This is a genomic window from Lysinibacillus sp. RU7, assembly GCF_057837305.1.
This window is the reverse complement of the sequence record NZ_JBYQFK010000021.1, coordinates 17,823-31,594: the sequence shown is the minus strand read 5'-3', so window position 1 is coordinate 31,594 and position 13,772 is coordinate 17,823. Positions and strand designations below refer to the sequence as shown.

Sequence of the window (13,772 nt, the reverse complement as noted above, 5' to 3'; positions counted from 1 at the left end):
CTTATACATGTGTTTCTTCTTTACCAGATACATAGTCTTTGTTAAAGACAAATAGCTTAAAGACTAAATATAAAGAAGGTACAAGCAACACTAGGCCTGCGACAAATGCCACAACGAGTGCAATGGCCATCGCTTCATTCGTAAAACTATCATGAATCGTTAAATACGGATAGAGTAAATATGGATAGTGTGAAATCCCATAGGCAAAGAAGGCGATCGCAAACTGGACGATTAATAAAATGACGGCTAATCCATATTTTATTTTCGCCCATAATAACCAAACTGTCGCTAAAAACACAATGCCGGATAGTGCAAACAACCAAGATAAATCAACCATTTGGGCATAATGCCAATTCCCAAGTGCCTTTAACTCGATAATGATACCAAGTGCACTCACGATAAGCGGGATTGCCCAAATAAGCGCGTATTTACGCATCAATTCACTTGCTTTATGATCCCCTGCTTTTTGTGCGTACCATGTTAAAAAGACAGCGGAGATATACAGTACGGCAATAACACTTAATACAACAATGGACCAAGATAATGGACTTGTCAGCAATGCTTTATAGTCTAAAATGGGCTGACCCGCTTGCATCGTCACAAAGCCACCTTCAGAAATCGTTAAGATGACGGAAAATGAAGCTGGAATAAAAAGCCCTGACACGCCATAAGCAAGTGCATAGCCTTTATGTCCACTCATACCGCTATAAGATTCAAAGGCATAGTAACTACCACGAATCGCTAGTAAAATCAGCGCAACGGAAGCCGGTACTAATAAAATCGTACCATAGTAATAAGCGGTTTGTGGGAAGAATCCGACAATCCCGACAAAGAAAAAGACTAAAAAGACGTTCGTAATTTCCCATACCGGAGATAAATACCGCTTAATAATGTTTGAAAGAATATGATCATTGCCGCGCATTAAGCTATAGGCATTAAAAAATCCTGCGCCAAAATCAATCGATGCGACAATCACATAACCAAATAAGAAGAGCCAAAGTACCGAAATACCTAGTATTTCTAATGCCATACAGCATCACCGCCTTGTCGTGCCGCTAATTCTTTTTCAACCGGGTTGTTTTTAAACATGCGATGCAATACGACTAAACTACCAATCGCTAACACAAAGTACACAATCGCAAAGGCGACAAATAAATATTCTACGCCGGTAGCACTTGTTGCACCGTCTTCTGTTCGCATAATGCCATATAATATCCATGGTTGGCGTCCTAACTCTGCTAACCACCAGCCCGCTTCAATCGCTACAAGTGATAATGGACCACTTAAAACAATTAATACTCGGAACCATCTTGATTCAACCCACTGCCACTTTCTCCATTTCCCTACTAGATACGCAACTGAAAGGAAAATCATGAGCATACCAATTACCACCATGACATCAAAGAGATAGTGAGTAATAAGTGGTGGATGCTCGTCTTCTGGATATTGATCTAACCCAATCACTTCTGCATTGAAATCATTACTCGCCAAAAAGCTTAACATTTTAGGGATGCGAATTTCATACTTGATTTCCCCTTCATCTAGTACACCAAAGAGGATTAAATCTGCCCCTTCTTCTGTTTCAAAATGCCATTCTGCTGCGGCTAGTTTTTCAGGCTGATATTCCGCTAAATATTTTGCTGAAAAGTCACCAACCAGTGTAGAGGCAATAGAGAAAATAACACCTAATTTCATCATCATAAATAACGCTTTTTTGTGATACATATGGTCTTCACCGCGTAATAGTTTATACGCTGCAATCGCTGCTAAAATAAAGGCGACCGTCATATAACTTGTTACGAGGACATGCCCGATTTTAGTCGGCATAGCTGGCGTGAACATCGCTAAAATCGGTTGTATATTGATGAGCTCGCCACCGACGATATCAAACCCTTGCGGCGCATTCATAAAGGCATTAACAATCGTAATAAAAACGGCTGACATCGATGCCCCTATCGCTACAGGAATAAGTAGTAACATATGATGTTTCGGATTCTTAAATCGGTCCCATGTATATAAATAAATTCCTAAGAAAATCGCCTCAAAGAAGAATGCGAATGTTTCCATGAATAGCGGTAAGGCTATTACCTGCCCTGCTAATTCCATAAACTCTGGCCACAGCAGCGATAGCTGTAAACCGATGACTGTCCCTGTTACGACACCAACTGCGACTGTAATCGTAAAGCCACGTGCCCAACGTCTTGCCATCATCGTATAGTGCATATCATTTTTCTTATAGCCGACATATTGAGCAATTAAAATCATTAACGGCACACCCACACCGAGTGTTGCAAAAATAATATGGAAAGATAATGTTAATTCGGTTAATGCCCTACTCCAAAAGACAGTTCCCTGTTCCATCTGGATTCACTCCTAAACGCCAAATATTGTTGTAATCACTGCTACTAAAAAAACAGCTGAAATGGTAAAGCTTGTAATCATAAACCCTTTCGATTTTTCCATCACCAATCACCTCTTATAAAATGTCTAACCATGTTTTAATGGCTGTACCTAAAATTAATAGTGCTAAAATGGCTTGTAATGCTTTTGTGTTGAGCTTGCCGCCAATCTTTGCGCCAAGTGGAGCTGCAATAATACTTGCCACGATCATGACCGCTGCTGGTCCATAGTCGATTTGCCCTGTCATAATTTTGCCGACTGTTCCACCAATCGATGAAATAAACGTAATTGCTAAGCTCGTTGCAATCGTCATACGTGTTGGAATTTTCAATACAACAAGTAAAATCGGTACTAATAAAAAGCCACCCGCGGCTCCCACAATCCCTGAGCCAATCCCTACGATAAACGCTAAGCTAGCTGCTAGCGGTTTACTAAATGTAAGTTGATCTAACGGTTTATCATCAATTTGCTTTTTCGGAATAAACATCATTACAGCGGCGATCAATGCTAAAACACCGTATACAATATTCACTGCTGCTTCTGATAACATGCTGGAACCAAAGCTACCGATAAAGCTACCTACTAAAATAGCTGTACCCATATAAAGAATAAGTGTTTTGTTTAAATATCCACTTTTACGATATGCCCATACACCTGCAATCGATGCAAAGAATACTTGAATAGCACTAATCCCGGACACTTCATGTGCGGTGAAAGCTGCTAACCCAAATAACGGAGGAATATACAGGAGCATCGGGTATTTAATAATGGATCCCCCTACACCAACCATCCCTGATACGAATGATCCAATAAAACCAATTAAAAATATGACGACGATGAATGCAAAATCCATCGTACCACCTTCCTTCTCCTTTATTTACTTTAAGTATAGAGAGTGCGCGGTTGCTAAAGTATAGGGGGAAGCCCCTATAATGCTGAAGAAAAAGGCGGATTTGTGTGTTCGGGGAATTAATGAAACGAGGGGAATGATTGACTTTAAAAATTTTTGACCGGATGCAACGATGTTTTGCTCGGATACCGTCGCTTTTTGACCGGATACTCGGGGCTTTTGCTTGGATACGGCAAGGTTTTGCTCGGGCCAGATGATTTTGACCGGATACAGCGACGTTTTGCTCGGATACCGTCGCTTTTTGACCGGATACTCGGGGCTTTTGCTCGGATACGGCAAGGGTTTGCTCGTACCAGATGATTTTGACCGGATACAGCGATGTTTTGACCGCATACCGTCGCTTTTTGACGGTTTACTCGGGGCTAGTGGTCGATTTCGTTATGTGACACAATTCATACATCCACAGAATTAATTTTAATTAGTCGAGGTAAAAAATATTTACTCTTCCTTTATAGTAGGTGGTTGCGAAGCACGGAGGTTACAATATGAACGCTACAAATGTCGACAATTTTAAGTTGATTTATATAATCTAAAATGTAAAAAAGCGATAAAGCCGAGTGCTTTATCGCTCAAGAAAAGGGTAAGAATGGGTTATAAACTGTATGTCGTTTACAAAATGTTTACGCTCCTATTATCATTCTTAAGAGACTTTATAAATATAGGGGTTTTCCCTTATCTTCTCGCATTATTCGAAAATAGTATTATTCCTTGACGATTCGTAAAAAGCAGCATTCCGGATTGTGCAACATTTTAAAGTCCTCTTCACAAATATCACTAAATTGAACACGTTTCACTTGTTTAAATTTTATGCCGTCACCAAACACAACCAATAAAGGTACAAAACCGTCTAATCACACCTTTTCAACCACTAACCAATATAAAAAAACCTGCCCACCTATTTTGAAGGTGAGCAGATTTCCTTAGACAGCTCCCGCATACTACGTAATATATTTATTCGTAATACCATATTGAATGAGCTCTGCCTTACTTTTTAAATGTAGCTTTTGCATAATATTAGCTTTATGGTTTTCTACCGTTTTAGCACTAATAAATAGCTTGTCTGCAATTTGCATATTCGTAAATCCTAAAATCGTTAAGCGAACGATTTCTTGTTCACGTGTTGATAATACATCCGGATTGTTTTTTCCTTTTTTCTTAAATAATTTTTCGATTTGTTCTTGTGGCAACCCGACTTCATAGTAGCGGCGGCCTGTATACACGCTTTGAATCGCTTCATACATTTCGCCACCTTGGCTATTTTTTAAAATATAGCCATCTGCCCCAACTTCCATCGCCTGTTGAATATAGGCGATTTCGTTATGCATCGTCAGCATAACGACTTTCGTTTCAGGTAAATTCTTTTTAATTTCCTTCGTAGCAGTAAAACCGTCTAAACCATTGGGAATGGAAATATCCATTAAAATGACATGCGGCTCTGTTTGGTAGGCAAGCTGAATCGCCTCTTCCCCGTCACTTGCCTCCCCTACAACTGTAATATCTGGATAATTTCCTAACAGAAGCGCAATGCCCTTTCGTATTAATACATGGTCATCGACAAGCAATATTTTAATCATGTTGTGGCCTCCATCTTGGAATGACAATATCAATACATGTACCTTGTCCTAATTTGGACATAATCGTACAAGTACCGCCCAATTGATCGACCCTTTCTTCTATATGCTTAAGACCAAGCCCTGCATTTTGAATTTTCTCTCGCTCAAAGCCAACCCCGTTATCTTGAATGGTCATATAAATATGCGTGTTGTCTTTTTTAATATGGATATGCACTTGAGTTGCTTTTGCATATTTAATAATATTATGCAAAGCTTCTTGTGTAATGCGATACAAATTAATCTCGACTGCCGGGTCACATCGGTCAAGTCCACGTGTCGTTAATTGAATATCCAAATCTGGTCTATTTTTTTTAATCGCATCAATTGTCGCTTGAATAGTTGGCTCTAGTCCTAATTGGTCTAAACTGTGCGGTCGTAATTGATGAGAGTACGCATTAATGTCATTCATGACCTTTTGGAGTTCTGCACGTACTTCGGAAATGTACTCATTCAACTGTGCATTATCTTGAACAAATGATTCAATGGCTTGCAGCGCAACAGATACCGAAAATAAAGATTGGCCGACACCGTCATGTAGTTCTTGCGCTAACCTTTTATGTTCCGATTCTTTTGCTTCAATTAGTGCTCGAATCATTTTTTTGTTGATGGCCGCCTCTTGTGCTTTTTTAAATGTTTCTTGATCACGTAACACAAGCAAATATTCCGTTTCCCCTGTATTTTCATTGGCATAAATGGCGGCTGTGCTCATTTCGACATCAATTTTTCTACCATGATATGTCGGCATTTCTGATAAAAATGAAGGCACTTCATTGTTCGCAATTAAATAGCAAGTAGGCTCGCCCTGCTCCTTTTTTCGGGTCATACAATAGGAACAGTATGGTACGAAATCGCCAACTTGCCAGCCCGTTAATCGCTGTGCAGCAGGATTCATCATAATGATTTCTCTGCTTTCCTTCATAATAATAATGCCATCTTGAATATGCTCATAAATTTGCTGTAAATACTCATTTTGTAGGCGGGATTGCATACTTTACGCCTCCTTATAAATCATCCCTTTTACTTTACACGGTTTTTTCATCATCGTATAACTATTTACACTATACCCTTTTTTTCGTAAAAAGCGGCTCGCCATGTTTAAATCCATGTGACTTTCTACAAGCAGATGGATAGGGCGATGTTCGATTTCTGTATAAAAACGTGGCAAATAGCCATACGGGATATGCTTACTATCTTGAACTAAACAGCCTGCTGTATTGTAATCACGCACATCCAATATTTGATATGCGTCATCTACTTGACGATACGGAATAGCCTTTACCTGTTTAACAGGGACAAGACGGATATATAAAGTACGCGCCAACACAATACCAACTACAGCGATTAGTAACATTTTCATATAAAACCTCCAAAAGAGTGCCTCACGATAGAAGGCACTCTTTATCATCATTCATTATTTTACTTCTTTTACCCATTGGCCATAGCCGCCAGTCATATTGACTAAATTGTGGAAGCCATTTGCTTTTAATACGCTCGCCGCAATCGCAGAACGGCCACCTGCTTGACATTGAACAATAAGCTTTTTATTTGGTACTTCATCTAAACGATTTTTTAATGTACCAACCATAATATGTTGTGCCCCTTCAATATGGCCTTCATTGTATTCTGTCAGATTACGCACATCTACTACTGCCACGTCTTCTGCGTCCATCATTGCTTTCGCCTCTAAAGGTGTAACATTTTCATATGAATCTAGTACATTCGCTTGCTGGGTCATCGCTTCTACGTCAGCATAACCTACTACTTGGTCAATACCGATTGAACGAAGTGCGATCAGCATATCATTCATCTGCGCAGGATCAACTAGTAAATATAATGGTTCCTTGTAGTTCACAATCCAGCCCATCCAGTTTGTGAATGAGTTATTGAATGGCACGTTCATTGTTCCCTTAATATGTCCTTGTGAGAAGCTTTGTGCATCACGAGTATCTACTACTTGCTGTCCTGCTGCAATCAATCCTTCAATTTCTTCAACAGACGTAATGACTTGTAGCTCTGGTAAATTTTTAATTAACTCAATCCCAATTTTATTGACCGATTTCATCACCGCAAAGTAATAAGGTGGTTCTGGTTGACCGTCTAATAATGCTGTAACAAAGTCTGGCTCGTTGTCAAATTGCATTGCCCAGTTGAATTGTTTTTCATAACCAACTGTTGTGGAAGGTACTGCCCCAAGCGCTTTCCCACACGCACTACCTGCTCCGTGTGCTGGCCATACTTGTAAATAGTCTGGCAATTGCTTAAAGCGTTCCACAGAGTTGTACATCACTTTTGCCCCTGCATCCGCTGTACCTTGAATACCTGCTGCTTTTTCAAGTAAGTCTGGTCGACCAATATCCCCAGCAAACACAAAGTCACCTGTAAAAATCCCAATCGGTTTATCTGCTGCTGCACCATCTGTTAACAGGAATGAAATCGATTCTGGTGTATGACCTGGTGTATGCATTACTTCAAAAGTAAGTTTACCAAGTTCAAATTTGTCACCATCTTTTAATAACACATGGTTGATGCCTTCTAAATTTTGATATTTCCAGTTTTCATCGCCTTCATCTGAAATATACATTGTTGCACCAAAGCGGTCAGCTAATTCACGAGAACCTGCTACAAAATCGGCATGAATGTGTGTTTCTAATGCCCCAACGATTTTCATATTTTCTTTTTCAGCTACTTGAATATATGGCTCAATATTGCGCATTGGGTCAACAATTACTGCCTCCCCTTTTCGTTGACAACCTACCATGTAAGAAGCGTGTGCTAATTTTTCATCATAGAAATAACGTAATAACATAAAATTCTCTCCTTTTAATGTGATTTTTTATTTAAAACCTGTAGTGTTGCTTGTACATATTTCAGTGACTTTTGAACACTTGGGTCTTTTAACCATTTCATAATCGTAAAGAGTTTAACTGGTTCTGTTGTTGCTTCTGCTTGTTGTTGAATTTCTTTTACTAGGGATAGCCCTTGCTTTCCTTTTGCTACAACAGGTTCTGTGTAGGATTGGATACTGGCTGTTGCATAATCCATTGTTTGTTGATCCGCTAACACAGCGGTTGCAAAATCGAGTACATCCTCTAGCTGATTGATTATTTGTAAAAGTTTCGGCAACTTTTCTAGTAAGCCAACTAATGCTTCTACTGTTTCAAAATTGACATTGTAGCTTCGTACGAGTTCATCGTATTTTTGAATCGCTTGCTCGTCTTTTAGTACCGCTTGGCCAAAACTCACTACATTGCCGATTGCTTGTACGTTTTTTTCATAGGTCGGCAATTGCTGTAGTAATGATACGAGAGCGGCTTGCACATCTGGCTGCTTTAGTTGCTCTAGTAACGGATTCGTTTCCATCACATATGCCCCCTTTCTACATCGTTCCTTTGAGCATGCCGTCCCAGTACATGATCGGTAGTAAATCCTTTTTCATCATATACATGCTCGTACGTTCAACGGCTTGGTTAAATGGCATCGATTCAGCAGGCTCTTTTGTATAGTCGAACTCTGCTAAAATGAGCTTGTTGTAACCTGTGACGATTGGGCAAGATGAGTAACCGTCATACGTTTTATCCATCGTTTGGTTACGCATACATGCGATTACATTTTCCGCTACGACAGGCGCTTGCTTACGGATGGCTGCCCCTGTTTTCGATGTAGGTAAGTTGGCACAGTCGCCAATGCCAAATACGTTTGCATATTTTTTATGTTGTAATGTATACATATCTACATCTACCCAACCATTTTGGTCAGCTAATGGACTATTGGCGATAAATTTCGGTGCATTCATATAAGGTGTGACGTGAATCATGTCATACTTCACTTCCTCTTTTGCACCTGTATCTAGATGTTCAAAGATGGCAATTTTTTCATCCGCTTTAATTTCGATTAAGTTACGGCGGAATCGTGCATCAATTTGTTTTCGTTCCACTACCTTTTCTAGTGCCTCGCGGTATTTCAGGACATCAAAAATGGCTGGATTTGCTGAACCGAACACAACCTTTATATTTTGACGAACACCCGCTTTACGGAAATAGTCTTCAGCGATATGCATAATTTTCTGTGGTGCACCACCGCATTTTACAGGTGAATTCGGATGCGTAAATAAGGCTGTACCCGATTTTAAATTACGAATCGTTTCCCATGTATAATCCACATGTTCAAATGAATAGTTACTGCAAACGGATTTTGTACCAAGTGCTTCTTTTAATCCTTTAATAGCGCCCCAGTTAATTTCAATACCGGCTGCTACAACTAAGTAATCATACGTAAGAGCCGTTTTGTCTCCTAGGATGACTTCATTTTGTTCCGGTTTAAATTCAAGCACAGGTTGTTGAATCCATACGGCTCCTTCTGGGATGACAGATTCCATTGAACGTTCAGAATCTTCTTTTTTAGCAGCCCCTCCACCGACTAGCGTCCATAGCGGTTGATAATAATGCTTTGATGCTGGATCTATAATCGCTACTTCATGGATGAGGCTTTGTGATTTTCTTAATAGACGAGCTGCCACAGAAATACCCGCTGTTCCCCCACCAACAATGACGACTTTGAAAGAACTTTTCATACTTCTTCCTTCTTTCTGCTTTTTTATATTTTGAAACTTTACACTCTCATCATAGTGAAATCCATATATCAAAAATATAGGGGTTTCCCCCTAAACACTGACTTAATTTTTTTAGTGGAAAACCCCTAATTTTATTTAGTTTTGTCTATATTAATATAAGAAGAAAGGAGCTGATACGATGCATTCTTTACAAACATGGGCACTAGCATATAAAGGGAAGCTACTTCTCCTCTTTGTTCTATCGGTATTTTTAGGTGGTAGTATCGTCCTACAAGGCTATAGTATTGTACAAATTGTCGACCTTGTATTTATAAAACAAAGCCCTTTTCCCTCTACATTTCATTTTTTACTTTTATTATTTCTTGCCATCCTGTTACGCTTATTTACACAGTTTTGGCTGAATAGAATAGGTGGTTCATTGGCTGAACGGGTCAAAAATTCGCTTCGTCAAACATTGCTTCAGCATTGGACACAAAATGCAATGGAAGCGCAAATGACGACACAAACAGGTGAAAAGGTGACATTGTTAATTGATACAGTAGACCAATTAGAAAGTTACTACCGAGAATATATCCCGCAAGTCATCAAAACAACCGTTATACCACTCATGGTACTAATTACTGTGTTTATGACACATGCAGCAAGTGGCTGGATTATGATCATTACAGCCCCTTTTATTCCATTGACGTATATCATCATCGGGCTGCAAACAAAGGCAAAATCAGAAGAACAATTAGTGGCGATGAATCGATTTTCTGGAAAGTTCCTGGATTTACTACAAGGACTTCAAACAATTCGCCTTTTTGGACAAAGCGAGAAACAAGAGCAAGTGCTAGCAGAAAGCAATAAAGGGTTTATGGAACGTACATTATCCGTTTTAAAAATTGCTTTTGCTTCTACCTTATTTATTGAATTGATTACGACATTAGGGGTCGGATTAGTCGCGCTCGAAATTGGCTTTCAAATGATTGTCTTTCAGTCGCTCACGTTTGCCCCTGCATTTTTTGTTTTAACGTTAGCACCTGAGTACTACAATTCCTTAAAAGAACTCGGCGCAGCCTTTCATACAGGTCGAGGAAGTTTAGGCGCGGTTTCTATTATTGAAGAGGCGATGCAAACGACCGCAACACCCGTCCGTTGGGGCAAGGAGCCGATTGACGATCAACCACAGCTGTCCTTACAAAACGCAACGTACCAATATGAAAATGGGCCGCTCATTGGACCCATTTCTCTTAATGTAAAACCGGGCGAAATGATTGCTTTGATCGGTCCTACTGGTCATGGTAAAACAACGATTTTAAATATGCTCTCCAGTATGGTGGAATTATCTAGCGGTGTGGCTTTACTCGGCGGAAAGCCGCGCACACAACTGTCAGAGCAGGATTGGTACCGTCAAATGAGCTATATTTCCCAACATCCATATGTATTTGCGGGTACGCTTCGAGATAATATTCGAATGGGGCTTTCTGCTACTGATGAGGAGATTTATGAAGCATTGCGTAAAGCACAACTCACATCTTGGCTGGACACATTGCCTGAACAGTTAGACACAAACATCGGTGAAGGTGGACGAGGGTTATCGGGTGGCGAAAAACAACGTGTTGCGATTGCCCGTGCTTTTTTAAAAAACCCATCCATTTTATTTTTCGATGAACCAACGGCAGGGCTTGATGTGTTAACAGAACAACTGTTAACAGAAGCGATGTATACATTTAGTCAACATGCAACCGTCATCACGGTCGCACACCGATTCGAGAGCATTCAGCACGCCGATACATTATATATTATTGAACATGGTCAAGTTAGCGCGAGCGGCACTCATGCACAACTGGCATCTCACCCGTTTTACGAATATATGAAGAAAAGAGGTACGTATGATGAAAGCACTGATTCAGATGATTTTACATGATAAAAAAGATGTACTACTTGCGATGACTGCTGGTACAATTAGTGGTCTTACAGCAGTGGCATTATTTGCACAAAGTGGCTTTCTCATTTCAAAAGCGGCACTCATGCCTCCTTTTTATAGCATTTTAATTTTGACGGCCTTTTTAAAGCTTTTCGGCGTGGCCAAATCAGCGAGTAAATATGCCGAACGCTATATTTCACACCGTGTGACATTTCGCTTTATGAGTGCTGTACGCATGCGCTTTTTTAAAAAACTTTTACCCCAAACAAACTTATTGCATGCATATAAAAGTGGGGATTTATTAAATCGGATTACGAGTGACGTGGATCTATTGCAACATTTTTTCTTACGCGTCGTCTATCCGCCGTTTATTGCACTATTTGTTTTTTTCGCAACGATTGTTTTTACACTGTTGTTTTCACCTTGGCTAGCACTGATTTTGATGATTGGCTTTATATTCACCAGTACAGTCGTGCCAGCCATCTTGATTTACCAAAAATCGAATACAGCTGTGCCGGTCAAAAATGCCTTTACAAATGAAGCAACAGAATATTTATACGGCTATCGTGATTTACAGCTACATCACCAATTAGCAACGAAGGAACAGTCATTACAAACCATCAGCACCGATTATTCACGACTAAGAAAGCAAGAGCTTAATCACGAACAAAGCGCTCATTTTTGGAATCAGTTTATTGCTTTATTAACGGCATTTTTCATTGTAAGTATAGGAGCTTATTTTGTGTCAATCGGTGCTTTAGAAGGCTTATACCTCGCGATGTTAATACTAGTAGCATTAACGGTATTTGAATCAGCCATCCCACTTGCAATGTTACCTAGTCATTATAAAAATGCACAAGAAGCGACCGCGCGATTAGATGCCATTGCGCCACCTGCTTCGCCTACGGAGCGCGTGCCATTAATAAAGCAAAAGCCACTAAACATTACCTGTGACAATGTATCTTATTCGTATCACAATACGTTACATTCAGCTATCTTACATGTTAATTGTACGATTGCTGCTGGTGAAAAAGTAGCAATTGTGGGCCCAAGTGGCTCGGGCAAATCGACGTTATTTCAACTGCTAATTCATGAGCTCAAGCCGATCAGTGGCGAGATTTTTATCAATGAACAGCCGATGCAATCTATTGATAAGCAGGAACTGTGGGCACAAATGAGTATTCAATTACAGCATAATCACTTTTTCTCTGGCACCATTCGAGAAAATTTATTGCTCGCAAAACCAACCGCCACAGACGAGGAACTACAGCAAGTGCTTGACCAAGTATTTATAACAAAACCATTATCTGCTATTGTATATGAAAAAGGCGGCAATTTATCGGGTGGCGAAAAACAACGCCTTGCCTTTGCGCGTGTATTATTAAAAAATAGTGACCTATGGCTGTTAGATGAACCATTTACAAGTATAGATGCTCAAACCGAGGGGCATTTATTTCACACTTTACTGACAAAAGGAAAAGATAAAACAATTGTGCTCATTACACATAAGCTGACCGATTTAGCAAAAATGGACCGCATCTTCGTTATGGACCACGGTACACTAGCAGAAAGCGGTACATTTGAACAATTGCTTACACAGCGCGGTCTTTTTTATACGATGTACACGCAACAAATACGAGGTGATAAAAAATGAATACGTGGGATCAACGCTTTAAACAACAGGAATATATATACGGAACAGAAGCAAATGAATTTATACGAGAACACGCTTCCCGTTTTCCAATGGGCTCTACTGTCGCAGCATATGCAGAAGGAGAAGGACGTAACGCGGTATATGTAGCTTCGCTTGGGCACAATGTTACAGCTTATGACTATGCACAATCAGGATTAGATAAAACAAAAGGATTAGCAAAAGAACGAAATGTACATGTGCAAACGAAGCTAGTCGATTTAATCGAAGAACCATTATTAACAGCACAATATGACGGGGCCTTTATGGTTTTCGGGCATTTTCCAAAAGAAAAGCAATATGCTGTACTCGATAAAATAATGACCTCCTTAAAACCAGGAGGCATCTTTATGTTCGAAGTATATGAAGATCAACAACTCGCTTACGGTACAGGTGGACCAAAAGATGTGGACTGGCTGTATAATGGACGCGATGTATTCGCCTGGGCACAACCATTTAACTTAGTACACTTCTTTATAGGCGAAACTACACGCCATGAAGGTCAACTACATACGGGCAAATGCTATGTTGTGCAAGTCGTGGTGCAAAAATGAGACGCCTTTATACTAAAAGGATGAGACATCTGCTCATCCTTTTTTTGTGGTTTACATGATGGGGTTACTTCGGTTTGTTGGTTTTGACAACAGAGCTTGGGGTTTTGCCCGGATAGCCTTGCGTTT

At 39.9% G+C, this 13,772-nt stretch carries 12 protein-coding genes; 3 read left to right on the top strand and 9 right to left on the bottom strand.

The genetic code is table 11. The annotated features are described in order from the left end of the window. Position 1: 1 nt before the first annotated feature. The 9 genes from AC3II9_RS15115 to AC3II9_RS15075 all read right to left on the bottom strand — a co-directional run bounded on the left by AC3II9_RS15115 (position 2) and on the right by AC3II9_RS15075 (position 9,493). On the bottom strand, positions 2-1,030 hold the full coding sequence (locus AC3II9_RS15115; RefSeq protein ID WP_489156748.1) for a cytochrome d ubiquinol oxidase subunit II: 1,029 nt from the start codon (positions 1,028-1,030) through the stop codon (positions 2-4). Further along, on the bottom strand, positions 1,021-2,361 hold the full coding sequence (locus tag AC3II9_RS15110) for a cytochrome ubiquinol oxidase subunit I (RefSeq protein WP_489156746.1): 1,341 nt from the start codon (positions 2,359-2,361) through the stop codon (positions 1,021-1,023). Before AC3II9_RS15110 ends, AC3II9_RS15115 begins: the two co-directional genes overlap by 10 nt. Before the next feature lie 115 nt (positions 2,362-2,476). Continuing rightward, positions 2,477-3,253: a sulfite exporter TauE/SafE family protein gene (locus tag AC3II9_RS15105; protein ID WP_489156745.1), complete on the bottom strand. Its 777-nt coding sequence runs from the start codon at positions 3,251-3,253 to the stop codon at positions 2,477-2,479. Positions 3,254-4,248: 995 nt separating this feature from the next. Beyond that, positions 4,249-4,884, bottom strand: a complete 636-nt coding sequence (locus AC3II9_RS15100; RefSeq protein ID WP_489156743.1) for a response regulator — start codon at positions 4,882-4,884, stop codon at positions 4,249-4,251. Beyond that, on the bottom strand, positions 4,877-5,911 hold the full coding sequence (locus tag AC3II9_RS15095; RefSeq protein WP_489156741.1) for an ATP-binding protein: 1,035 nt from the start codon (positions 5,909-5,911) through the stop codon (positions 4,877-4,879). The genes AC3II9_RS15100 and AC3II9_RS15095 overlap by 8 nt, the downstream gene beginning before the upstream one ends. A 3-nt stretch (positions 5,912-5,914) precedes the next feature. Then, positions 5,915-6,280, bottom strand: a complete 366-nt coding sequence (locus tag AC3II9_RS15090; protein ID WP_489156739.1) for a sulfurtransferase — start codon at positions 6,278-6,280, stop codon at positions 5,915-5,917. Between the two features lie 54 nt (positions 6,281-6,334). Then, a complete protein-coding gene (locus tag AC3II9_RS15085; RefSeq protein WP_489156737.1) occupies positions 6,335-7,729 on the bottom strand; it encodes an MBL fold metallo-hydrolase in 1,395 nt (464 codons plus the stop codon). Between the two features lie 14 nt (positions 7,730-7,743). Continuing rightward, positions 7,744-8,283: a helical membrane plugin domain-containing protein gene (locus AC3II9_RS15080; RefSeq protein ID WP_489156735.1), complete on the bottom strand. Its 540-nt coding sequence runs from the start codon at positions 8,281-8,283 to the stop codon at positions 7,744-7,746. A gap of 16 nt (positions 8,284-8,299) precedes the next feature. After that, positions 8,300-9,493: an NAD(P)/FAD-dependent oxidoreductase gene (locus tag AC3II9_RS15075; RefSeq protein ID WP_489156734.1), complete on the bottom strand. Its 1,194-nt coding sequence runs from the start codon at positions 9,491-9,493 to the stop codon at positions 8,300-8,302. A gap of 178 nt (positions 9,494-9,671) precedes the next feature. On the opposite strand from AC3II9_RS15075, the gene cydD reads away from it, so the two are divergent. From cydD to AC3II9_RS15060, 3 genes are read left to right on the top strand one after another with little or no spacing between them, the layout of a single operon-like run. Next, positions 9,672-11,402 carry a thiol reductant ABC exporter subunit CydD gene (gene cydD, locus AC3II9_RS15070; protein ID WP_489156732.1) on the top strand — a complete coding sequence of 577 codons (1,731 nt, stop codon included), beginning with the start codon at positions 9,672-9,674 and terminating at the stop codon, positions 11,400-11,402. Continuing rightward, entirely contained in the window at positions 11,371-13,056 is a 1,686-nt protein-coding gene (gene cydC / locus AC3II9_RS15065) for a thiol reductant ABC exporter subunit CydC (RefSeq protein ID WP_489156730.1), read from the top strand. Before cydD ends, cydC begins: the two co-directional genes overlap by 32 nt. Next, complete coding sequence (locus tag AC3II9_RS15060) at positions 13,053-13,646, top strand: class I SAM-dependent methyltransferase (RefSeq protein WP_489156728.1); 594 nt, start codon at positions 13,053-13,055, stop codon at positions 13,644-13,646. Before cydC ends, AC3II9_RS15060 begins: the two co-directional genes overlap by 4 nt. Positions 13,647-13,772: the final 126 nt, after the last annotated feature.